The organism is Cellulosimicrobium sp. ES-005, assembly GCF_040448685.1.
Taxonomy (GTDB): Bacteria; Actinomycetota; Actinomycetes; order Actinomycetales; family Cellulomonadaceae; genus Cellulosimicrobium; species Cellulosimicrobium cellulans_G.
In genome coordinates, this window is the sequence record NZ_CP159290.1 from 4,518,970 (window position 1) to 4,538,839 (window position 19,870).

Here is a 19,870-nt window from a genome sequence, read left to right on the forward strand (position 1 = left end):
GGGTCGTCCGTGGCCGCCGGCTCCGGACGGGCGGTCAGGCGCTCGCCCCGCCGGCTGACGGCTCCCGGCGGGAGTCCTCACGGTCCTCGGGGCGCTCGTCGATCGCGACCACGGACTCGTTCACGGACGCGAGCAGCTCGGGCGCGCTCACGGCGCTGAGTTGCGGGTTCACCGTCGGCGGCGTCGTGAGGTCGTCGTCCACGACGTGCAGGTCCGCGAACCGGCGCGCGCTGACGAGCACGCGCGTCTCGAGCGAGCCGACCGTCCGGTTGTAGGAGTCCGCGGCGCTCTGGAGCTGGCGCCCGAGCTTCGCGAGGTGCGACCCCATGACGGCGAGGCGACCGTGCAGCTCCTTGCCGAGCGTGAGCACCTGCTGGGCGTTGGTGGCGAGCGCGTCCTGGCGCCACGCGTACGCGATGGTCCGCAGCATGGCGACCATCGTCATGGGCGTGGCGATGACGACGTTCTTCGACACCGCGTGCTCGAGGAGCGACGGGTCCTGCTCGACGGCCGCCGAGAGGAACGACTCCGCGGGCACGAACATGACGACGAACTCGGGCGCCGGGCCGAACTGGTCCCAGTAGCGCTTGGCCCCGAGGTCGTCGACGTGCTTGCGCATGTGGCGAGCGTGCGCGGCGAGCCGGTCGGCGCGCACCGCGGGGTCGGTGGCGCCCTGCGCGTCGAGATAGCCGAGGAACGCGACCTTGGCGTCGACGACGACCTGCTTGCCCCCGGCGAGGCGCACCACCATGTCGGGGCGCAGCGCGCCGTCGTCCGTCGCGACCTGGTCCTGCTCCACGAAGTCGACGTGGGGAAGCATGCCGGCCGCCTCGACCACGCGGCGGAGCTGCAGCTCGCCCCACGCGCCGCGCACCTGCGACGACCGCAGCGCGGTGACGAGCTGCGACGTCTCGGCGCGCAGCAGCTCCGACGCGTCGCGGACCCCCCGCACCTGCTCGGCGAGGCTGCCGTGCGCCGCGAGCCGCGCACGCTCGGCCTCCGCGACCTCGGCGCGCACCTTCTCGAGCGCACCCGCGAGCGGCTCCACGAGGTGGCGCACCGCCTCCTCGCGGCGCTCCAGCTCCGCCGCGCCCTGCTCCTGGCTCCGGCGCAGGCGCTCCTCCGCCTGGACGAGGAACTGCTCCGTGCCCGCGGCCAGCACCTTGCGCGAGAGCGCCTCGAACTGCGCCTCGAGCCGGCGGTGGTCGCCCTGGACCTCCTCGACGCGGCGCTCGGCCGCGGCCCGCAACTCGGCGAGCTGCTGCTCGTGCGTCGCCCGCGCGAGGTCGAGGCGCTCGTCCGCGCTGCGCTGCGCCGCGCCGAGCTGGCGCACGAAGCCCTCGCGCTCGGCCTCGAGCCGCTCCGCCAGCCCCGCGCCGCGCGCGGCCTCCTGCTGCGCCTGGCCCAGGAGCTGGGTGAGGCGGCGGACCTCCGCCGCGGCGGCGTCGGGCGACGCGCGCCGCACGGTGAGGACGAGCGCGGCACCGCCGACGAGCCCCAGCACGAGGCCGACCGCGAAGAGCAACCATCCCGAGGTGTCCATGGCGGCACCCTCCCACGGGGGACCGACACGACGGGTCCGACACGTCGCGCGCCCCGTCCCGGCGGACACCTCGTGACAAAAGGCACCGCCCGGCGTCGGGACCCTCCGCTACGTTGGCGGCATGGTCGATCCCACGCCCCTACCACCCGTCGCCCCGGCCGGCGTGCCCGGCGCCGTGCCCGGACCGGTGACCGGGCCCGTCCCCGGGACGCAGCCCGGCCCCCCCACGCCGCCCGACCCGACCGCCGCGCTCTCCCTGCGCGGGCTCTGGAAGCGGTTCGGCGAGAAGATCGCGGTCGCCGGCATCGACCTGGACGTCCCCGCGGGCTCCTTCTACGGGCTCGTCGGGCCCAACGGCGCCGGCAAGACGACGACGCTCTCCATGGCGACCGGGCTCCTGCGCCCCGACGCGGGCTCCGCGCACGTGCACGGCACCGACCTCTGGGCCGACCCGGTCGCGGGCAAGCGGCAGCTCGGCGTCCTGCCCGACGGGGTCCGGCTCTTCGACCGGCTCACCGGTGCGCAGCTCGTCACGTACGCGGGCCTGCTGCGCGGCATGGACCGGGACACGGTGGCCGAGCGCACGGCGGAGCTCCTCGCCGCGCTCGACCTCGCGAAGGACGCCACGACGTTCGTCGTCGACTACTCGGCCGGCATGACCAAGAAGATCGCGCTCGCGACCGCGCTCATCCACGCCCCCCGCACGCTCGTCCTCGACGAGCCGTTCGAGGCCGTCGACCCGGTCTCGGCCGCCAACATCCGCGACATCCTCGCGGGCTACGTCGCCAGCGGCGGGACCGTCGTCGTGTCCTCGCACGTCATGGACCTGGTGCAGCGCATGTGCGACCACGTCGCCGTCGTCGCGGGCGGCCACGTCCTCGCGGCGGGCACGGTCGACGCGGTGCGCGGCGACCAGAGCCTCGAGGACCGGTTCGTCGACCTCGTCGGCGGGCGGCAGAGCACGGAGGGCCTCGCGTGGTTGCGCAGTTCGTAAGGCTCAAGCTCACCCTGATGGGCAACACGTTCCGGCGGAGCGTGTGGCAGACCATCGGGTTCCTCGTCGCGGCGCTCTACGGGGTGTTCGTCGTGGGGCTGCTCGTCGTCGGGATGGTGGTCCTCGGCACGGACGACCCCGCGCTCGCCGGGTCGATCATGATCCTCGTCGGGACGCTCGCCGTCCTCGGGTGGTGGGTGATCCCGCTCTTCGCGTTCGGCGTCGACGCCACCCTCGACCCGCAGCGCTTCGTCCTGTTCGGCATCCCGCAGCGCCGGCTCCTCGCCGGGCTCGCGGTCGCGGGCGTGGTGTCGGTCCCCGGGATCGTCACGGCCCTCGCCGCGCTCGGCGTCTCCTTCGCGTGGTGGCGCACGCCCCTCGCGGTGCTCGCCGCGCTGGTCGGCGCCGTCCTCGCGGTGGCGCTCTGCGTCGTCGGCTCACGGGCGACGACGACGGCCCTCGCCCCGCTGCTCGAGTCGCGCCGCTACCGCGAGGTCGTGACGATCGCCGCGTTCGTGCCGCTCGTCCTCGTCGGCCCGGCCTTCGCCTGGGTCGGCTCGCAGCTCGGGGAGGGCCCCGTCGACGGCGACGCGGTGCGGGGCATGGTGACGCGCCTCGCCGAGATCGCGGCCTGGACGCCGTTCGGTGCCCCGTGGGGCCTGGGCGCCGCGGTGCACGACGGCGCGTGGGGCCTCGCGCTCGCGCGGCTCGTCGTCGCGCTGGCGACCCTCGCGGTGGCGTGGGTCGTGTGGGACAAGGCCCTCGCCCGTGCGCTCGTGACGCCGCCCACCTCCGGGTCGGGCGGGCGTGCCAAGGGGCTGGGCTTCTTCTCCCGGTTCCCCGCGACGCCGACGGGGGCGGTCGCGGCGCGCACCGCGACGTACTGGCTCCGCGACCCGCGCTACTCGGGGTCCATCGCGGTCGTCCCGCTCATCCCGGTCGTGCTGCTCGTGGTGGGCGGGGGGTCGGGCTCCGAGATCTTCCTCGCCCTCGCGCCGTTCACGGCATGGATCCTCGGCTTCTCGATCTCGGCCGACATCGCGTACGACCACACGGCGTTCGCGCTGCACGTGTCGACGGGAGTCTCCGGGCGCGCGGACAGATGGGGACGGGCCCTCCCGGTGCTGGTCGCGGGTGGCGTCGTGACGCTCGTCTTCGCGGTGGTCTCGGTCGCGGTAGCCGGACGCTGGGACGCGCTGCCGGCGTTGCTCGGCCTGACCGTCGGCACGCTCCTGGTCGCGACCGGCGTCTCGAGCGCGACGTCGGCCCGGCTGCTGTACCCGGTGCCGAAGCCCGGCGACAGCCCGTTCAAGCAGCCGCAGGGCGCCGCGATGGCGACGCTCGTCGCGCAGTCGGTCGCGATGCTGCTCGTGCTCGCGCTGTCGCTCCCGTTCCTCGTGCCCGGTCTCGTCGCGATCCTGGCCGACCTGCCGGTCGTGGGCTGGGTGACGCTCGTCGTGGGGGCCGCGGTCGGGGTCCTCGTGCTGCTCCTCGGCGTCCGCTGGGGCGCCCGTGCGTACGACCGGCGCGCGCCCGAGCTGCTGCAGAAGGTGATGTCCGCGGCCTGACCTCCGGGCCGGGGTCCGCGCACCGCGGCCCCGGCCCGTAGACTCGGGCGACGTGGCACTCACTATCGGCATCGTCGGCCTGCCCAACGTCGGCAAGTCCACCCTGTTCAACGCCCTGACGCGCAACCAGGTCCTCGCGGCGAACTACCCGTTCGCGACGATCGACCCGAACGTCGGCGTCGTCTCGCTCCCCGATCCGCGGCTCGACAAGCTCGCCGAGATCTTCGGCAGCCAGCGCATCCTGCCCGCGACCGTGTCGTTCGTCGACATCGCCGGGATCGTCAAGGGCGCGAGCGAGGGGGAGGGGCTCGGCAACAAGTTCCTCGCCAACATCCGCGAGGCCGACGCGATCTGCCAGGTGACCCGCGCTTTCGCCGACCCGGACGTCGTCCGCGTCGAGGGCTCGACGGACGCCGAGGGCGACATCGAGACCATCAGCACCGAGCTGATCCTGGCCGACCTCCAGACGCTCGAGAAGACGGTCCCTCGCCTCGAGAAGGAGGTGAAGATCAAGAAGGGCGACGCCGCCCTCCTCGACGCCGCGCAGAAGGCACAGGCCATCCTCGAGGCCGGCACGACGCTCTTCCAGGGCGCGGCCGCCGCCGGGCTCGACCTCGCCGACGTCGCGAGCCTCCAGCTCCTCACGGCCAAGCCGTTCATCTACGTCTTCAACACCGACGACGCCGGTCTCGCGGACGACGACCTCCAGGACCGCCTGCGCGCGCTCGTCGCACCCGCCCAGGCGATCTTCCTCGACGCGAAGTTCGAGTCCGAGCTCGTCGAGCTCGAGCCGGACGAGGCGAAGGAGATGCTCGCCGAGTCGGGGCAGGACGAGGCCGGGCTCGACCAGCTCGCGCGCGTCGGGTTCGACACCCTCGGGCTGCAGACCTACCTCACCGCAGGCCCCAAGGAGGCGCGAGCCTGGACCATCCGCAAGGGCTGGACCGCGCCGCAGGCCGCGGGCGTCATCCACACCGACTTCGAGCGCGGCTTCATCAAGGCCGAGGTCGTCTCGTTCGACGACCTCGTCGCGACGGGGTCCGTCGCCGCCGCGCGCGCCGCGGGCAAGGCGCGCGTCGAGGGCAAGGACTACGTCATGGTCGACGGAGACGTCGTGGAGTTCCGCTTCAACGTCTGACCCTGAACGGTCGTGAGCGAGCGGAGCGAGACGAGACGCGCACGTCGGCTCACCCGGTCAGCCGATGCCTTCGACGATACGGAAGTCGCGCTGGAAGCCTGGAGGGAGGGCCGCCAGCGCGTCCTGGTACGTCTCGCTCTCGTAGGCCGCGGGTCGCCTGTCCGAAGCTGTCGAACTCGATCAGGACGACGCGTTCGGCGATTCCGGCCTCGTGGGCGACGACTCGACCGAAGTTCGACAGGACGCGCCCGCCTCCGGCCCGGACGGCCAGACCAGCCAGCCCGTTGTAGCGAGTCAGCCGTTCACGGTCGGAGATGGCGCGGTAGACGCTGACCCAGTAACCCTTGGGCATGGACGCTCCGGTGTGGAGAGAGGTGGATCTGGCAGACGAGCAGGTGCGGACGGGCGTCGGCGTGCGAGAGCGAGGCAGGTCAGCGTGGTGACCACCATGATGCCGATGCCGACCAGTGCCGCGGTGGTGTAGGCGTTCTCCTCGGGGACGAGAGCGCCGGGGTCGGTGCCCACGCTGAGGACCAGGCCGCCGAGGGCGCTGCCCAGGGAGTATCCGATGCTGCGGACGACGTAGTTGACGCTCATGGCGCTGGACGTCTCGCTGCGAGGCGTGACAGCCAGGATGACGCCCGGCATCGCGGCCGAGAATCCGCCGACGCCGAGGCCGAGCACCCCCATGGCTGCGAACAGCTCGGCCGGGTCCGACCGGGCGGCCCCGAACAGGGCGAACCCGCCGCAGACGACGAGGGCGCTGCCGGCCAGGAGAACGGGGTCGGCGACCCGCCTCCGGAGCCGGGGGGTGACCTTGCCCGCGACGAACCCCAGTGCCGAGAACGGGACGACGACCATCCCGGCGACGAAGGGCGTCAGCGCGAAGCCGTAGCCGGCACCGGGCGGCGTCTGCGCGTACCGGGCGACGAGGGTGAGCAGGAGGTGCATGCCGACTCCGCCGACGAACATGGCCAGGTTCGCCCCCGCGACCGCAGGCTGCCCGAGGCTGCGCCGTCCTTCCGATCGTTAACCCAGGACGCAGGGGACGTTGCTCGACCCGTCGTTGTTCGAGGTCGGGCCGGCTGCGAGGCTCGAGACGTACCGAGCAGCCACCAGGCAAGGAGAACTGAGATGACCTCGACGACCCCCCTCGCGACACCCCGGATGTCGAACCCGGCCACGCTCCTCGACGGCGCCTCGGGTGCGATCTTCGCGCTCATGAAGGCAGCCCGCCAGACGGACCTGCCGCACTCGACGCTCGAGCTGGTGCACCTCCGGGTCAGTCAGATCAACGGTTGCAGCGTCTGCGTCGACTCGGGCGTGCGGTCGGCGAAGCAGGCGGGCGAGACCGACGAGCGCCTCCACGCGGTGGTCGCGTGGCGCGAGACGCCGTACTTCACCGACGAGGAGCGCGCCGCGCTCGCGCTGGCGGAGAGCGTCACCCGGCTGGCCGACCGCCCGGACCCCGTCCCGGACGACGTGTGGGACGAGGCGGCGAGCTTCTTCGACGAGCGCCAGCTGGCGGCCCTGGTCCTCTACGTCGCGACGACCAACCTGTTCAACCGGCTCAACGCCACGACGCGTCAGCTCGCCGGCGCTTCCTGGGGCTGAGCGCTCCCGACCCGATCAGACGACCTGCCCCGACACTCGAGAGGCACGACGATGGCAGCTGTGCGAGACCAGAGATCCGTGAACGGCGACGAGGCGTCCGCAGGGAAGGAGATCGATGCGATCGTCGCCCACGCCGGCGGGTGGCGTGCGGAGACGCTCGCGCGTGTCCGTCGGGTGATCCTCGACGCCGACCCGGGATCGTGGAGGAGATCAAGTGGCGCAAGCCCTCGAAGCCGGAGGGCGTCCCCACGCGGGTGTGCCAGGGGAACGTCTGCATGGCGGACCTCCTGAAGCGAGCCGTGCGGCTGACCTTTCCCGCGGGGGCCCGGCTGGACGACCCGGCTCGCCTCTTCAACGCCCGGCTGGACGGCGCCACGGTCCGGGCGATCGACCTCGTCGAGGACGCGGAGATCGACGACGACGCGCTCCGCGAGCTCGTGCGCCGCGCGGTCGCCGAGAACCGGCGAGGGTGATCCAGAGCCTCAGGGCACACCTCTGGTGAAGTACTTGAATGATCGTTGAGTACATGATTCCATGGCAAGCATGAGCTCGTCTCGTGCAGACACCCGTTCCCGAGCTGGAGGCATCGTGTCGACACCGGAGGACACCAGCGGTTCGTGGCCGTCGACAGCGGCGGAGGCCCTCGCCGCGGCCGACCAGGTCGGTCGCCGGATCCGCTCGCGCCGGCGGTGGTACGTCGTCGGCGCGCTCGTCATGGCGACCACCCTGACCGCGTTCACCGTCGCGCTGGCGTCGTGGCCGGAGCGTCTGGCCGAGGTGATCGTCCCCGGCCTCGTCGTCGTCGGCGCGACCCTCGCCCTCCTCGCGTGGTGCGGACGGACCGTCCCGGCCGCCGCCACGGCGGCGACGCAGCGCGTGCTCTTCCTCGGCGCCCTGCTCCTCGTCGTCGCGCTGCTCGTGATCCGGCTGGTCCTCCCCGAGGGCTTCTCCGGATGGGTCCTGCTCGTCGGTCTGCTGCCCGGCCTGCCCTTCCTCGAACTCGCACGGCGGGTGAGCCGAGCGTGACGCACCCGCGTCATCGCCTCGACGACCTCATCCACTCGCCGGTCCGGCTCTCGGTCATGGCCGCGCTCCGCGCCGCGGACGCCGTCCACTTCGGGCTGCTCCGGGACACGCTGGAGGTCAGCGACTCCCTGCTGTCCAAGCACCTCGCCGCGCTGGAGTCGGCCGGCTACATCGAGGTCACGAAGGGCTATGCCGGACGTCGGCCCCGCACGTGGTACTCCCTCTCGTCGGAGGGCCGGGCCGCGTTCGACGCGTACGTCGTGGCGCTGCGCGAGATCGTCGACGCGTCCGACCCCTCGGACCCGCTTCCTCGTTCCCCGGCGTGAGGCGGCGCATGCCTGTCGTGCCCCGGACCGCGGAGCGCCCCGTCGTCGCCCAGCGCGGCGGTCCGTCGTGCGCGGCGCTGCGGGCGATGCGCTCCGGCCGATCCGAAGACCGGTGAACGCCCGCCGCATCGTGAGACGCGGCGGGCGTCGTCGCCTCGCTCGGCGGCGCGTTTCACGCGTGTTTCTCTGCCGTCTCGGGGTGGCGACGCGCCCGTACCAGCCAGTATCAACTCGATAACGATCGACCGCAGCAACCGGGCAAGGGGGAGAAGCGTCGCAACTTGCTGGGTAGCGTTGCCTCAAACCGTGGTGGGCATTCCCGTCCACGCGCACCGACACCAACCGGGCGCGCGGGAGACGGGGCGGCCGGGGGGCGAACGACGCCCGTCCGTCCGCGCCCACCATCCCTTGGAGGAGGAACATTGAAGATCAGGCGCACGAGTGCCGCCCTTGCGGTGACGGTCACCGGGGCACTGCTGTTCTCGGCGTGCAGCGGCACGTCGGGTGACGGCAACACCGAGACCGACGACTCCGGCATCAACACCGAGTCCGCCGTCACCGTCGCGTGGGAGGCGCCCCTCAACGAGCTCAACCTGAGCTCCGCGAACGGCAACGCGACGCAGAACGCGGTCATCAACTACATGCTCAACGCGGGCTTCAACTACTACGACGCCGACCTGAACCTCGTCCAGGACGAGTCGTTCGGCACGTACAAGAAGGTGTCCGACGACCCGCTGACGATCGAGTACACCGTCGGGGACGACACGAAGTGGTCTGACGGCACCCCGTTCGACGCGACCGACATCCTCCTCGAGTGGGCCGGTTCCGGGACCAACCTCAACACGGTCCAGGCGGAGACCGACGAAGAGGGCAACGTCACCAACCAGGACGCGGTGGACGCCGGTGTCTACTTCGACGGCAGCTCGCCGGGCGTGGCGCTCATCCAGGACACCCCGACGATCAGCGACGACGGCAAGACCATCACGATGGTCTACTCGAAGCCGTTCGGTGACTGGGAGCTGAACTTCACCAACCAGTTCGTCCCCGCGCACGTCGTCGGCCAGAAGGCCCTCGGCATCGAGGACGCGCAGGAGGCCAAGGACGCCGTCCGCGACGCCATCGTCAACAACGACGTCGCCGCGCTGTCGAAGATCTCGGCGTTCTGGAACTCGGGCTTCGAGTTCGTCAAGATGCCGGACGACCCGGCGCTGACGGTCTCGACGGGCCCGTACACGCTCGACGCGTACGAGGAGAACCAGTTCCTCACGCTCAAGGCGAACCCCGACTTCGCGGGCCAGAACAAGGCCTCGATCGACACGGTCACGGTCCGCTACATCGACGACCCGATGGCCCAGGTCCAGGCGCTGCAGAACGGTGAGGTCGACCTCATCGGCCCGCAGGCGTCCGCCGACGTCCGCACGGCGCTCGAGGCGCTCGACGGCATCGAGACCCGCTCGGGCATCGAGGGCACGTACGAGCACGTCGACCTGGTCTTCCAGAACGGCGGTCCGTTCGACCCGGCGACCTACGGTGGCGACGCGGAGAAGGCCAAGGCCGTCCGCCAGGCGTTCCTGCTGACGATCCCGCGCCAGACGATCGTCGACAACCTCATCAAGCCGCTCAACCCGGACGCCGAGGTGCGCAACTCGAACATCCTCATCCCCGGCTCGCCGAACTACGACCAGATGGTCGCGGAGAACGGCTCGGCGGAGTACCCGAACGAGGGTGACATCGCCAAGGCGCAGCAGCTGCTCGCCGACGCGGGCGTCGCGACGCCGATCAACGTGCGCTTCGCCTACAACAACGAGAACACGCGCCGTGTGAACGAGCTCGCGCTCATCACGGACACCGCCACCCAGGCCGGGTTCACGATCGTCGACACGGGCCGCCCGGCCGCTGAGTGGGGCACGCTGCTCCAGTCTGGCCAGGACCAGTACGACGCCTCGCTCTTCGGCTGGCAGTCGACCTCGACCGCCGTCACCGAGTCGGACGCCAACTTCCGCTGGTCGCCGACGCCGGGCATCAACAACTACGGCCAGTACAACAACCCGGCCGTGGACGCCGCGCTGGACAAGCTCCAGGTCTCGACCGACCCCGAGGAGCAGTTCCAGCTCCAGCTCGAGGTCGAGAAGAACCTGTGGGCGGACGCCTTCGGTGTGACGATCTTCCAGTTCCCGGCCATCCAGGGCTGGAACGACGGCCTGAAGGGTGTCGAGCCGATCACGATCAGCCCGACCATCTTCCACGGCTTCTGGAACTGGTCGTTCGAGGGCTGACAGCCCTGACCGCCTGACGTGGCCCGTCGTCGTCCGCGAGGACGACGGCGGGCCCGTCCGGACGTGAGAGACCGGGGGTCTCGACGGCCCGCCCGTCGAGGCCCCCGGTCCTCGCGTGCTCCCGTCCCCGACGTCCTGACACCGCGGCGTCCCGTGCCCCTCGGTTCACGATCACGCGAGACCCACGCGTAGAATCGACCGGCCCCAGACCCGGGGTCCCTACCGACCAGCGAGGTAAGACCTCCGATGTTCTCCTTCATCTCGCGGCGTGTGCTGGCAGGGTTGGCGACCCTCCTCGTGTCCACGTTCGCGATGTTCCTGCTCGTCAGCGCCGCGATCCGGCCGTACATCTTCATGGATCTCGAGGGCAGCACCAACCCCAACAAGGCGCAGCTGATCGAACAGCGCACGATCGACCTCGACCTGCACACGAACGTCGTCATCCGCTACTTCAAGTGGCTCGGCGACTTCGTGCAGGGGGATCTCGGCGTCGCGTGGCGCTCCGGCCAGCAGGTCACGGCCCTGCTCCAGGGCGCCGTGATCTCGACCATCCAGCTCGTCGCCGCAGCAACGGTGCTCGCGGTCGTCTTCGGCGTCATGGTCGGCATCGTCAGCGCGCTGCGTCAGTACAGCACCTTCGACTACCTGACGATCTTCGTCTCGTTCGTCCTGTACTCGCTCCCGGCCTTCTGGGTCGCCGTCCTGCTCAAGCAGTGGGGCGCGATCGGCTTCAACGACTTCCTCCGGGACCCCAACCTCTCGATCCTCGCGATCGCCGTGGTCGGCGTGATCATCGGTCTGCTGTGGTCGCTCGCGTTCGGGGGGACCGCACGACGCCGTGCGACGGTCTTCGGCATGGGCTTCGCCGCGAGCGCGCTCGCGCTGCTCTACCTCCAGCTCTCGGGCTGGTGGGCCGAGCCGAACCTCGGTCCCGTGATCATCGTCGTCACCGGCACCGCCCTCGCGTTCGCGATCACCGCGCTCGTCTCGGGCCTGCAGAACCGTCGCGCGCTCTACGCCGCTCTCACCACGGTCGTCGTCGGGGTCGTCGTCTACTTCCCGATCCAGTCCGTGCTCCGCCAGGTCGACAACTGGTGGCTCGTCCTCGTCCTCGCCGTCGTCACGGTCGCCGTCGGCATCGGGATCGGGTTCGCGTGGGGCGGCCCGGACAAGGGCGTGTCGGCGCGTGCTGCGGCGATCACGGCGTTCCTCGTGGGGTCGATGATCTTCGTCGACAAGGTGATGTCCGTGTGGCCCGCCTACTTCGCCGCCCCGGCGATCAACGGCCGTCCCATCCCGACGATCGGCAACAGCACGCCGAACCTCGGCGGCAACTTCTGGGTGCAGGTCCTGGACCAGTACACGCACCTGCTGCTCCCGACGATCGCGCTCGTGCTCATCCAGTTCGCCGGCTACACGCGGTACTCGCGCGCGAGCATGCTCGAGGTGATGAGCCAGGACTACATCCGCACGGCGCGCGCCAAGGGCCTGCCCGAGCGGACCGTCGTCATGCGGCACGGGTTCCGCAACACGCTCATCCCGCTCGCGACGATCGTCCCGATCGACGTCATCACGCTGCTGGGCGGCGCGATCATCACCGAGAAGGTCTTCGGCCGGCCCGGCATGGGCCTGCTCTTCCTGAACTCGCTGCAACGAGGCGAGATCGATCCCGTCATGGCCTATCTCGTCATCGTCGCGGCCCTCGCCATCATCGCCAACATCGTGGCTGACCTCATCTACGCAGCCCTCGACCCGCGGATCCGGGTGAACGCATGAGCAACACACCGAACGACGCGTCGCAGAGCGGCGCGCTCGAGAACCAGATCGAGCTGCTCGAGGTGGAGGGCCTGTCGCAGGGCCAGATCGTCCGGCGGCGCTTCTTCCACCACAAGGGCGCGGTCGTCGCGCTCGTCGTCCTCGTCGGCATCGTGCTGCTCGCGGTGACGTCGATCGGCGTCGCGGGCTGGAACGGCTGGTACGCCTACAAGGCGACCGGCCAGGGCTCGACGTACCCGCTCGTCAACGGCGGTGCGCCGTCGGCCGAGCACATCTTCGGCCAGGACGAGGCGGGCCGCGACGTGTTCGCGCGCGTCATGCTGGGTACCCAGACGTCGCTCCTCGTGGTGCTCTCCGTCGGCGTCATCTCGACCGTGGCGGGCATCCTCTTCGGGGCGCTCTCCGGGTTCTTCCGCGGCCGCGTGGACTCCTGGCTCATGCGGTTCACCGACCTCATCATCACGATGCCGGTCATCGTCATCGGCGCGGTGCTCGCCCTGCTCTCCGGGGGGAGCAACCCGCTCATCCTGGGTGCGTTCCTCGGTCTGGTGCTGTGGCCGCCGCTCGCGCGTCTGGTGCGCGGCGAGTTCCTCTCGCTGCGCGAGCGCGAGTTCGTCGACGCCGCGCGCGTCGCGGGGGCGAGCAGCAGCCGGATCATCTTCAAGCACATGCTGCCCAACGCCGTCGGCGTGATCATCGTCAACGTGACGCTGCTCATGAGCTCGGCGATCCTCCTGGAGACGGCGCTCAGCTACCTGGGCGTCGGCATCCAGAACCCGGCGACCTCGCTCGGCAAGCTCATCAGCGACTACCAGGAGGCGTTCGCGACGCGACCGTGGCTGTTCTGGTGGCCGGGCCTGTTCATCGTCGCGATCGCGCTGTGCGTCAACTTCATCGGCGACGGCCTGCGCGACGCGTTCGACCCGCGCCAGAAGCGCATCCCGTCGGAGCGCAAGATGGCCCGTGCGCAGCGCGTCGCACGTCCGACCGCCACCGCCACGCCGGGCGCGACCGGTGAGGCCGGGGCGAGCTGATGACCGCCGTCGTCGCCGCCCGCCCGAGAGGTCGTGGACCTCTCGGGCAGGGCGGCGCGCCGCGGTCAGGCGGTGAGCACCACGACCGTCCCCGCGACGAGCGCGCACAGAACGGCGAGCTGCACGACGTGCCACATCGTGCGCGCGCCGGGTGCGCCCGGCACCGCACGGTCGAGGTGGCCGGCGGCCACGAGCAGGCCGTGCCGCTGCGTCACGGCCTCGGCGACGGTCTCGGCGTTCGCGCCGGTGACCACACGCTCGCGGTCCACGGGGTGCCTCCGAGAGCTGCGCAGCCAGCGGGCCGACCCGCTCGAGCGGGGCGCCGCCCAGGCGGTCACGCGACCGCCGGTGTAGCGCACCTCGAGCGAGTAGCGGGTCTCGACGCCCTCGTACGCGGTCCACGGCACGTGGACGGTGCGGGTGACGTTGCGGACCTCGACCCCGCCGTCGGACACCTCGACGGCGGGACGCCAGAACAGCATCCAGACGAGGTACGTCACGAGCGCGGCGGGCACGAGAGCTCCCACGACCGCGCCGACGTCCCCCGTCAGGGCCGTGCTCACGCCCAGCGCGACGGCGACGGCGCCCGTCGCCACCGTGAGGACTCGGCCGTACGTCGAACGGAAGACCAGCGTGGGACCCATGCGCCCATGCTCGCAGAGTCGCGGCGCCACGAGCGCCGGCTCCAGCAGGAAGGACACTGATCAGCGTGGCCATCGAGACGTCTCCCGCGGCCCCGGCCGCGCGCCAGGGCAGCCCCGTGCTGACCGTGCGCAACCTCGGCGTGGACTTCTACGTCGACAAGGCCTGGTACCCCGCGGCCACGGACGTGAGCTACGACCTCCACTCCGGTGAGGTCCTCGCGATCGTCGGCGAGTCCGGCTCGGGCAAGTCCCAGTCGTCGCTCGCGCTGCTGGGCCTGCTCCCGCCGAACGGTCGCGCGCGCGGTTCCGCCAAGCTCGGCGACCGCGAGCTCATCGGCATGTCGCACGGCTCGCTGCGGCACGTCCGCGGCAAGGAGATCTCCATGATCTTCCAGGAGCCGATGACGGCGCTGAACCCCGTGTACACGGTGGGCTTCCAGATCGTCGAGACCATCCGGACGCACTTCAACGTCGGCCCGGCCGACGCGAAGAAGCGTGCGATCGAGCTCTTGCGGCTCGTGGAGATCCCGGAGCCCGAGCGTCGCTTCGACGCCTACCCGCACCAGCTCTCCGGCGGCCAGCGCCAGCGCGCGATGATCGCCCAGGCGCTCGCGTGCGACCCCAAGCTGCTCGTCGCCGACGAGCCGACCACGGCGCTCGACGTCACGGTCCAGGCCGAGATCCTCAAGCTCCTGCGCGACCTGCGCTACCGCGTCGACGCGGCGATCATCCTCATCACGCACGACATGGGCGTGGTCGCGGACATGGCCGACTCGATCATGGTGATGAAGGACGGCCAGGTCGTCGAGCGCGGGACGTCGGCGGAGATCTTCGGCAGCCCGCAGCACCCCTACACGGTGCGTCTCCTCGAGGCGGTCCCGCACCTCGGCTCGAAGCGCGACACGACCACGGTCACGGACCGCGCGCCGTCCGGTGCGGCGACGCAGGACCGCGCGCTCGTCCTCGACGCGCAGGACATGGTCATCGAGTACCCGGGGCGTCGCCGCCAGGCGGCGTTCCGCGCCGTCGACGAGGTCTCGGTGCAGATCCACCAGGGCGAGGTCGTCGGGCTGGTCGGCGAGTCGGGCTCGGGCAAGACGACGATCGGCCGTGCGGCCGTGGGACTCCTGCCCGTCACGGGCGGGTCGCTCCGGATCGTCGGCAGGGACATGGTCGGCGCCAAGCCCAAGGACCTCAAGCCGCTGCGCACCGAGGTGGGCATCGTCTTCCAGGACCCGGGTTCGTCGCTCAACCCGCGTCTGCCGATCGGCGAGTCGATCGGCGAGCCGCTCATGCTCCACCGCGGGGTGAAGGGCAAGGAGCTCAGCCGCGAGGTCGAGCGCCTGCTCGACCAGGTCGAGCTCCCGCGCGCGATGCGCAACCGCTACCCGCACGAGCTCTCGGGCGGTCAGCGCCAGCGCGTCGGCATCGCGCGCGCGCTCTCGCTCGAGCCCAAGCTGCTGGTGGCGGACGAGCCGACGTCGGCGCTCGACGTGTCGGTGCAGGCCAAGGTCCTCGACCTGTTCACGGACCTGCAGCGCGAGCACGGCTTCGCGTGCCTGTTCATCTCGCACGACCTCGCGGTCGTCGAGCTCCTGTCCGACCGCATCGCCGTCATGCACAAGGGCAAGCTCGTCGAGGTGGGCGAGACGTCGCAGATCGTGCACGCCCCGGAGCACCCGTACACGCAGCGGCTCCTCGCCGCGGTGCCCGTGCCGGACCCGGCGGCGCAGCGCGAGCGCCGTGCGGCCCGGGACGCGCTGCTCGAGGCCGCGGCGCGCGACATCGCGAACGACGAGCTGTCGTCGCTGGTGGACGAGGAGCGCTCGCTCGCCGAGGCGCGCGACGACATCGACCACGAGCGCAGCGCACCCCCCACGGCGGGCGCGGGTTTCTGACGGCGCGACCCGCCTCCGGTCGCGCGGCGGACGCCGCGCGACCGACGACACCGACGCCCCGGCGCGGCCACGTTCGTGGCCCACGCCGGGGCGTTCCGGTTGCCGGGCGCGGGGTGCGCGGCAAGCCTGGGACGCATGACACCAGCGGAGGACGACGTCCCCGGGACGCCGAGCGCGGACCGGCCCGGGCCGGGTGACGCGGGCGCCCCCGCCCGCGGGGCCACGGCCGCCGACGACCTCGACAGCCCGCGGACCGGACGTCCGGACCCCCGGGTCTTCTACCCGGCGGCCGGCCTCATCCTGCTGTTCGTGCTGGCGACCATCCTGTTCACCGACACGGTGACGGCGCTCATGAACACGCTCCAGCGCGACGTCATCGGCGTCTTCGGCTGGTACTACGTGATCGTCGTCGCCGGGTTCGTCGTGTTCTCGCTCTGGATGGGCATGAGCCGCTTCGGCGACATCGTGCTCGGCAAGGACGAGGACGAGCCCCTGTTCCGGCTGCCCGTCTGGTTCGCGATGCTCTTCGCGACGGGCATGGGGATCGGGCTCGTGTACTGGGGGGTGGCGGAGCCCCTGTCGCACTACGTGAGCCCCAAGCCGGGCGTCGAGGGGAGCGACCCGGCCCTTGCCCAGGCCGCCATGGGGCAGAGCTACCTCCACTGGGGCGTCCACGCGTGGGCGATCTACGTCGTCGCGGGCCTCGCGCTCGCGTACGCGATCCACCGCAAGGGGCGGCCGGTGTCGATCCGGTGGGCCCTCGAGCCGCTGTTCGGCGACCGGGTCCGTGGCCGGCTCGGGGACGTCATCGACGTCGTCGCGATCATCGGCACGGTCTTCGGCGTGGCGACGTCGCTGGGCTTCGGCGTCCTCCAGATCGCGGCCGGGCTCGGCTACCTCGACGTGGTGCAGCCGAGCACGGCGCTCGAGATCGGGCTCATCGCGGCGATCTCCGCGCTCGCGACGATCTCGGTCGTGTCGGGGCTGGGCAAGGGGATCAAGTGGCTGTCCAACGGCAACATGGTCCTGGCCGGGGTCGTCCTGGTCCTGGTGCTGGCCCTCGGGCCGACCCTCTTCCTCCTGCGCGAGTGGGTCCAGTCGCTCGGCTACTACGTCCAGAACATCGTGCGGCTGTCCTTCGACACCACGGCCTTCCAGGGCGAGGCCGGGCTCGAGTGGCAGTCGTCGTGGACGATCTTCTACTGGGGCTGGTGGATCTCCTGGGCGCCGTTCGTCGGCGTCTTCATCGCCCGGATCTCGCGCGGGCGGACCGTGCGGGAGTTCGTCCTCGGGACGCTCCTCGTGCCGACGGTCGTCACGACCCTGTGGTTCTCCGTCTTCGGCGGGTCGGCCCTCTACCGCGAGCTGACGGAGCCGGGGAGCATGCTCGTCGACGGCGAGGTCGACACCGACACGACGCTGTTCCAGCTCTTCGACGGGCTGCCTCTCGGCAACGTCCTCTCGGTGGTGGGTATCCTCCTGATCGTCGTGTTCTTCGTGACGTCGTCGGACTCCGGCTCGCTCGTCGTGGACATGCTCGCGAGCGGGGGCAACCCGAACCCGCCCACGTGGAGCCGCATCTTCTGGGCCGGCGTCTCGGGCCTGCTGGCCATCGCGCTCCTCCTCGCCGGTGGGCTGCAGGCGCTCCAGACCGCGGCGATCCTCATCGCGCTGCCGTTCTCGGTCGTCATGATCGGGATGGCCGTCTCGACCGTCCGCGCCCTGCGCGCGGAGCACGCCGCGATCCTGCGCGCCGAGCGGAGGGCGGCGCGCGCGGCGCTGACGGAGCACGTGACCACGCGCGTCTCGGAGAGCATCTCGGAGCAGTGGGAGGAGCTCTACCCCGACCGGCCGGAGCGGTGGCGCGCGCTGACCCGGCGCCCGCGCAAGGGTTCGCCGCCGTGACGTCTCTGCCCGGTCGACGGGTCGCGGAGCGACGGTGCGGCGCCGGGGTGACGTGGGTCATGGTGGCGGGGAGCGCGACCCGGTAGGATAGCCGTGCCCGGGTGACGGCCCGTGCTCCGTGATGCCGCGGCGGGCTGCTCCCGCGCCGTGCGCGCAGAGGTGGCCGGCCGTCGTCGCCCCTCGAACCCCACGAAATGAGAACCGTAGATGTCTGTGCGCTCCGACCTGCGCAACGTGGCGATCGTCGCCCACGTCGACCACGGCAAGACCACGCTCGTCGACGCGATGCTGCGCCAGTCCGGCGCCTTCTCCGCGCACCAGCACGTGGACGACCGCGTCATGGACTCCGGTGACCTCGAGCGCGAGAAGGGCATCACGATCCTCGCGAAGAACACCGCGGTCCGCTACGCCGGCCCGGCCGCCGCCGCGGTGGGGGAGCCCGACGGCATCACGATCAACGTCATCGACACCCCCGGTCACGCCGACTTCGGCGGCGAGGTCGAGCGCGGCCTGTCGATGGTCGACGGCGTCGTCCTCCTCGTCGACGCGAGCGAGGGCCCGCTCCCGCAGACCCGGTTCGTGCTGCGCAAGGCGCTCGCCGCGAAGCTCCCCGTGATCATCGTGGTCAACAAGGTCGACCGTCCGGACTCGCGCATCACCGAGGTCGTCGCCGAGGCGACGGACCTGCTGCTCGGCCTCGCGTCCGACCTCGCGGACGAGGTCCCCGACCTCGACCTCGACGCCATCCTGGACGTCCCGGTCGTCTACGCGTCGGCCAAGGCCGGCCGTGCGTCGCTCGACCAGCCCGTGGACGGCCAGCTCCCCTCGAACGAGGACCTCGAGCCGCTCTTCACGACCATCCTCGAGAAGATCCCCGCGCCGACGTACGACGAGGGCGCGCCGCTCCAGGCGCACGTCACGAACCTCGACGCGTCGCCGTTCCTCGGCCGCCTCGCGCTGCTGCGCATCTTCAACGGCGAGCTCCGCAAGGGGCAGGTCGTCGCGTGGGCCCGGCACGACGGCACGCTCCAGAACGTCAAGATCACCGAGCTCCTCGAGACCAAGGCCCTCGACCGCGTCCCGACCGAGTCGGCCGCGCCCGGCGACATCGTCGCCGTCGCGGGCATCGCGGACATCACGATCGGCGAGACCCTCACCGACCCCGAGGACCCGCGCCCGCTGCCGCTCATCACGGTCGACGACCCGGCGATCTCGATGACCATCGGGATCAACACCTCGCCGCTCGCGGGCAAGGGCGGCAAGGGCCACAAGGTCACGGCGCGCCAGGTCAAGGACCGCCTCGACTCCGAGCTCGTCGGCAACGTGTCGCTGCGCGTCCTGCCGACCGAGCGTCCCGACGCGTGGGAGGTCCAGGGCCGCGGCGAGCTCGCGCTGGCGATCCTCGTCGAGCAGATGCGCCGCGAGGGCTTCGAGCTCACGGTCGGCAAGCCGCAGGTCGTCACGCGCACGATCGACGGCAAGACGCACGAGCCGATGGAGCGCATGACGATCGACGTCCCCGAGGAGTACCTCGGCAACGTCACGCAGCTCCTCGCGCAGCGCAAGGGCCGCATGGAGACCATGTCCAACCACGGCACGGGCTGGATCCGCATGGAGTTCATGGTCCCGGCCCGCGGGCTCATCGGCTTCCGCACGCGCTTCCTCACGGAGACGCGCGGCACGGGCATCGCGGCCTCGATCTCCGAGGGCTACGAGCCGTGGGCCGGGCACATCGAGACCCGCACGACGGGCTCGCTCGTGGCCGACCGCGCCGGCAAGGTGACGCCGTTCGCCATGATCAACCTCCAGGAGCGCGGCTCGTTCTTCGTCGACCCCACGCAGGAGGTCTACGAGGGCATGATCGTCGGCGAGAACTCGCGCAACGAGGACATGGACGTGAACATCACCAAGGAGAAGAAGCTCACGAACATGCGGTCCTCGACGGCCGACAACTTCGAGAACCTCGTCCCCCCGCGCCACCTCACGCTCGAGGAGTCGCTCGAGTTCGCGCGCGAGGACGAGTGCGTCGAGGTCACGCCCGAGGTCGTGCGCATCCGCAAGGTGATCCTCGACCAGACCGAGCGCGCCCGCGCGGTCTCGCGCGCCAAGCGCGCCTGACGTCGCCGCA

At 71.4% G+C, this 19,870-nt stretch carries 17 protein-coding genes; 13 read left to right on the forward strand and 4 right to left on the reverse strand.

The window, feature by feature from the left end; genetic code table 11:
- Positions 1-34: 34 nt before the first annotated feature.
- Positions 35-1,543 (reverse strand): DNA recombination protein RmuC, encoded by a 1,509-nt coding sequence (gene rmuC, locus ABRQ22_RS20135; RefSeq protein ID WP_047232772.1) that lies wholly within the window; start codon positions 1,541-1,543, stop codon positions 35-37.
- A 121-nt stretch (positions 1,544-1,664) separates the two neighbouring features.
- Between rmuC and ABRQ22_RS20140 the strand changes: the two genes are divergently transcribed.
- From ABRQ22_RS20140 to ychF, 3 genes are read left to right on the forward strand one after another with little or no spacing between them, the layout of a single operon-like run.
- Positions 1,665-2,537 carry an ATP-binding cassette domain-containing protein gene (locus tag ABRQ22_RS20140; protein ID WP_353707971.1) on the forward strand — a complete coding sequence of 291 codons (873 nt, stop codon included), beginning with the start codon at positions 1,665-1,667 and terminating at the stop codon, positions 2,535-2,537.
- A complete protein-coding gene (locus ABRQ22_RS20145) occupies positions 2,519-4,105 on the forward strand; it encodes a hypothetical protein (protein ID WP_253051049.1) in 1,587 nt (528 codons plus the stop codon). The genes ABRQ22_RS20140 and ABRQ22_RS20145 overlap by 19 nt, the downstream gene beginning before the upstream one ends.
- A 52-nt stretch (positions 4,106-4,157) precedes the next feature.
- Complete coding sequence (ychF, locus tag ABRQ22_RS20150; RefSeq protein WP_253051050.1) at positions 4,158-5,243, forward strand: redox-regulated ATPase YchF; 1,086 nt, start codon at positions 4,158-4,160, stop codon at positions 5,241-5,243.
- Positions 5,244-5,292: 49 nt separating this feature from the next.
- Here ychF and ABRQ22_RS20155 read toward each other — a convergent pair whose 3' ends face one another.
- Positions 5,293-5,595, reverse strand: coding sequence for a DUF1330 domain-containing protein (locus ABRQ22_RS20155; protein WP_353707972.1), 303 nt, complete (start codon positions 5,593-5,595; stop codon positions 5,293-5,295).
- Positions 5,538-6,194 (reverse strand): MFS transporter, encoded by a 657-nt coding sequence (locus ABRQ22_RS20160; RefSeq protein ID WP_353707973.1) that lies wholly within the window; start codon positions 6,192-6,194, stop codon positions 5,538-5,540. The genes ABRQ22_RS20155 and ABRQ22_RS20160 overlap by 58 nt, the downstream gene beginning before the upstream one ends.
- Positions 6,195-6,377: 183 nt before the next feature.
- Between ABRQ22_RS20160 and ABRQ22_RS20165 the strand changes: the two genes are divergently transcribed.
- The 7 genes from ABRQ22_RS20165 (at position 6,378) to ABRQ22_RS20195 (ending at position 13,295) form a co-directional block, all read left to right on the forward strand.
- Positions 6,378-6,857: a carboxymuconolactone decarboxylase family protein gene (locus ABRQ22_RS20165; protein ID WP_353707974.1), complete on the forward strand. Its 480-nt coding sequence runs from the start codon at positions 6,378-6,380 to the stop codon at positions 6,855-6,857.
- Positions 6,858-7,057: 200 nt separating this feature from the next.
- A complete protein-coding gene (locus ABRQ22_RS20170; protein ID WP_353707975.1) occupies positions 7,058-7,330 on the forward strand; it encodes a DUF1801 domain-containing protein in 273 nt (90 codons plus the stop codon).
- A 115-nt stretch (positions 7,331-7,445) separates the two neighbouring features.
- The gene (locus ABRQ22_RS20175; RefSeq protein ID WP_353707976.1) at positions 7,446-7,883 is read left to right on the forward strand and encodes a hypothetical protein; all 438 of its coding nucleotides are present in this window, start codon (positions 7,446-7,448) and stop codon (positions 7,881-7,883) included.
- On the forward strand, positions 7,880-8,209 hold the full coding sequence (locus ABRQ22_RS20180; protein WP_253051057.1) for a transcriptional regulator: 330 nt from the start codon (positions 7,880-7,882) through the stop codon (positions 8,207-8,209). The genes ABRQ22_RS20175 and ABRQ22_RS20180 overlap by 4 nt, the downstream gene beginning before the upstream one ends.
- A gap of 422 nt (positions 8,210-8,631) precedes the next feature.
- Positions 8,632-10,485 (forward strand): ABC transporter family substrate-binding protein, encoded by a 1,854-nt coding sequence (locus ABRQ22_RS20185; protein ID WP_253051058.1) that lies wholly within the window; start codon positions 8,632-8,634, stop codon positions 10,483-10,485.
- Between the two features lie 246 nt (positions 10,486-10,731).
- Positions 10,732-12,261, forward strand: coding sequence for an ABC transporter permease (locus ABRQ22_RS20190; protein WP_253051059.1), 1,530 nt, complete (start codon positions 10,732-10,734; stop codon positions 12,259-12,261).
- Positions 12,258-13,295 carry an ABC transporter permease gene (locus ABRQ22_RS20195; RefSeq protein WP_253051060.1) on the forward strand — a complete coding sequence of 346 codons (1,038 nt, stop codon included), beginning with the start codon at positions 12,258-12,260 and terminating at the stop codon, positions 13,293-13,295. The genes ABRQ22_RS20190 and ABRQ22_RS20195 overlap by 4 nt, the downstream gene beginning before the upstream one ends.
- Positions 13,296-13,360: 65 nt before the next feature.
- Here the strand turns inward: ABRQ22_RS20195 and ABRQ22_RS20200 are convergent, their stop codons facing one another.
- Positions 13,361-13,939, reverse strand: coding sequence for a PH domain-containing protein (locus ABRQ22_RS20200; protein ID WP_253051061.1), 579 nt, complete (start codon positions 13,937-13,939; stop codon positions 13,361-13,363).
- Between the two features lie 65 nt (positions 13,940-14,004).
- Between ABRQ22_RS20200 and ABRQ22_RS20205 the strand changes: the two genes are divergently transcribed.
- The 3 genes from ABRQ22_RS20205 (at position 14,005) to typA (ending at position 19,860) form a co-directional block, all read left to right on the forward strand.
- Positions 14,005-15,837 (forward strand): ABC transporter ATP-binding protein, encoded by a 1,833-nt coding sequence (locus tag ABRQ22_RS20205; RefSeq protein ID WP_353707977.1) that lies wholly within the window; start codon positions 14,005-14,007, stop codon positions 15,835-15,837.
- Positions 15,838-15,972: 135 nt separating this feature from the next.
- Positions 15,973-17,742, forward strand: coding sequence for a BCCT family transporter (locus tag ABRQ22_RS20210; RefSeq protein WP_353707978.1), 1,770 nt, complete (start codon positions 15,973-15,975; stop codon positions 17,740-17,742).
- Between the two features lie 207 nt (positions 17,743-17,949).
- Complete coding sequence (typA, locus tag ABRQ22_RS20215; protein ID WP_253051064.1) at positions 17,950-19,860, forward strand: translational GTPase TypA; 1,911 nt, start codon at positions 17,950-17,952, stop codon at positions 19,858-19,860.
- Positions 19,861-19,870 lie beyond the last annotated feature (10 nt).

Coding starts and splice junctions, on each gene's coding strand:
- rmuC (WP_047232772.1), bottom strand. CDS start 1,543: ATGGACACCTCGGGATGGTTGCTCTTCGCGGTCGGCCTCGTGCTGGGG.
- ABRQ22_RS20140 (WP_353707971.1), top strand. CDS start 1,665: ATGGTCGATCCCACGCCCCTACCACCCGTCGCCCCGGCCGGCGTGCCC.
- ABRQ22_RS20155 (WP_353707972.1), bottom strand. CDS start 5,595: ATGCCCAAGGGTTACTGGGTCAGCGTCTACCGCGCCATCTCCGACCGT.
- ABRQ22_RS20160 (WP_353707973.1), bottom strand. CDS start 6,194: ATGCACCTCCTGCTCACCCTCGTCGCCCGGTACGCGCAGACGCCGCCC.
- ABRQ22_RS20165 (WP_353707974.1), top strand. CDS start 6,378: ATGACCTCGACGACCCCCCTCGCGACACCCCGGATGTCGAACCCGGCC.
- ABRQ22_RS20190 (WP_253051059.1), top strand. CDS start 10,732: ATGTTCTCCTTCATCTCGCGGCGTGTGCTGGCAGGGTTGGCGACCCTC.
- ABRQ22_RS20195 (WP_253051060.1), top strand. CDS start 12,258: ATGAGCAACACACCGAACGACGCGTCGCAGAGCGGCGCGCTCGAGAAC.
- ABRQ22_RS20200 (WP_253051061.1), bottom strand. CDS start 13,939: ATGGGTCCCACGCTGGTCTTCCGTTCGACGTACGGCCGAGTCCTCACG.
- ABRQ22_RS20210 (WP_353707978.1), top strand. CDS start 15,973: ATGACACCAGCGGAGGACGACGTCCCCGGGACGCCGAGCGCGGACCGG.
- typA (WP_253051064.1), top strand. CDS start 17,950: ATGTCTGTGCGCTCCGACCTGCGCAACGTGGCGATCGTCGCCCACGTC.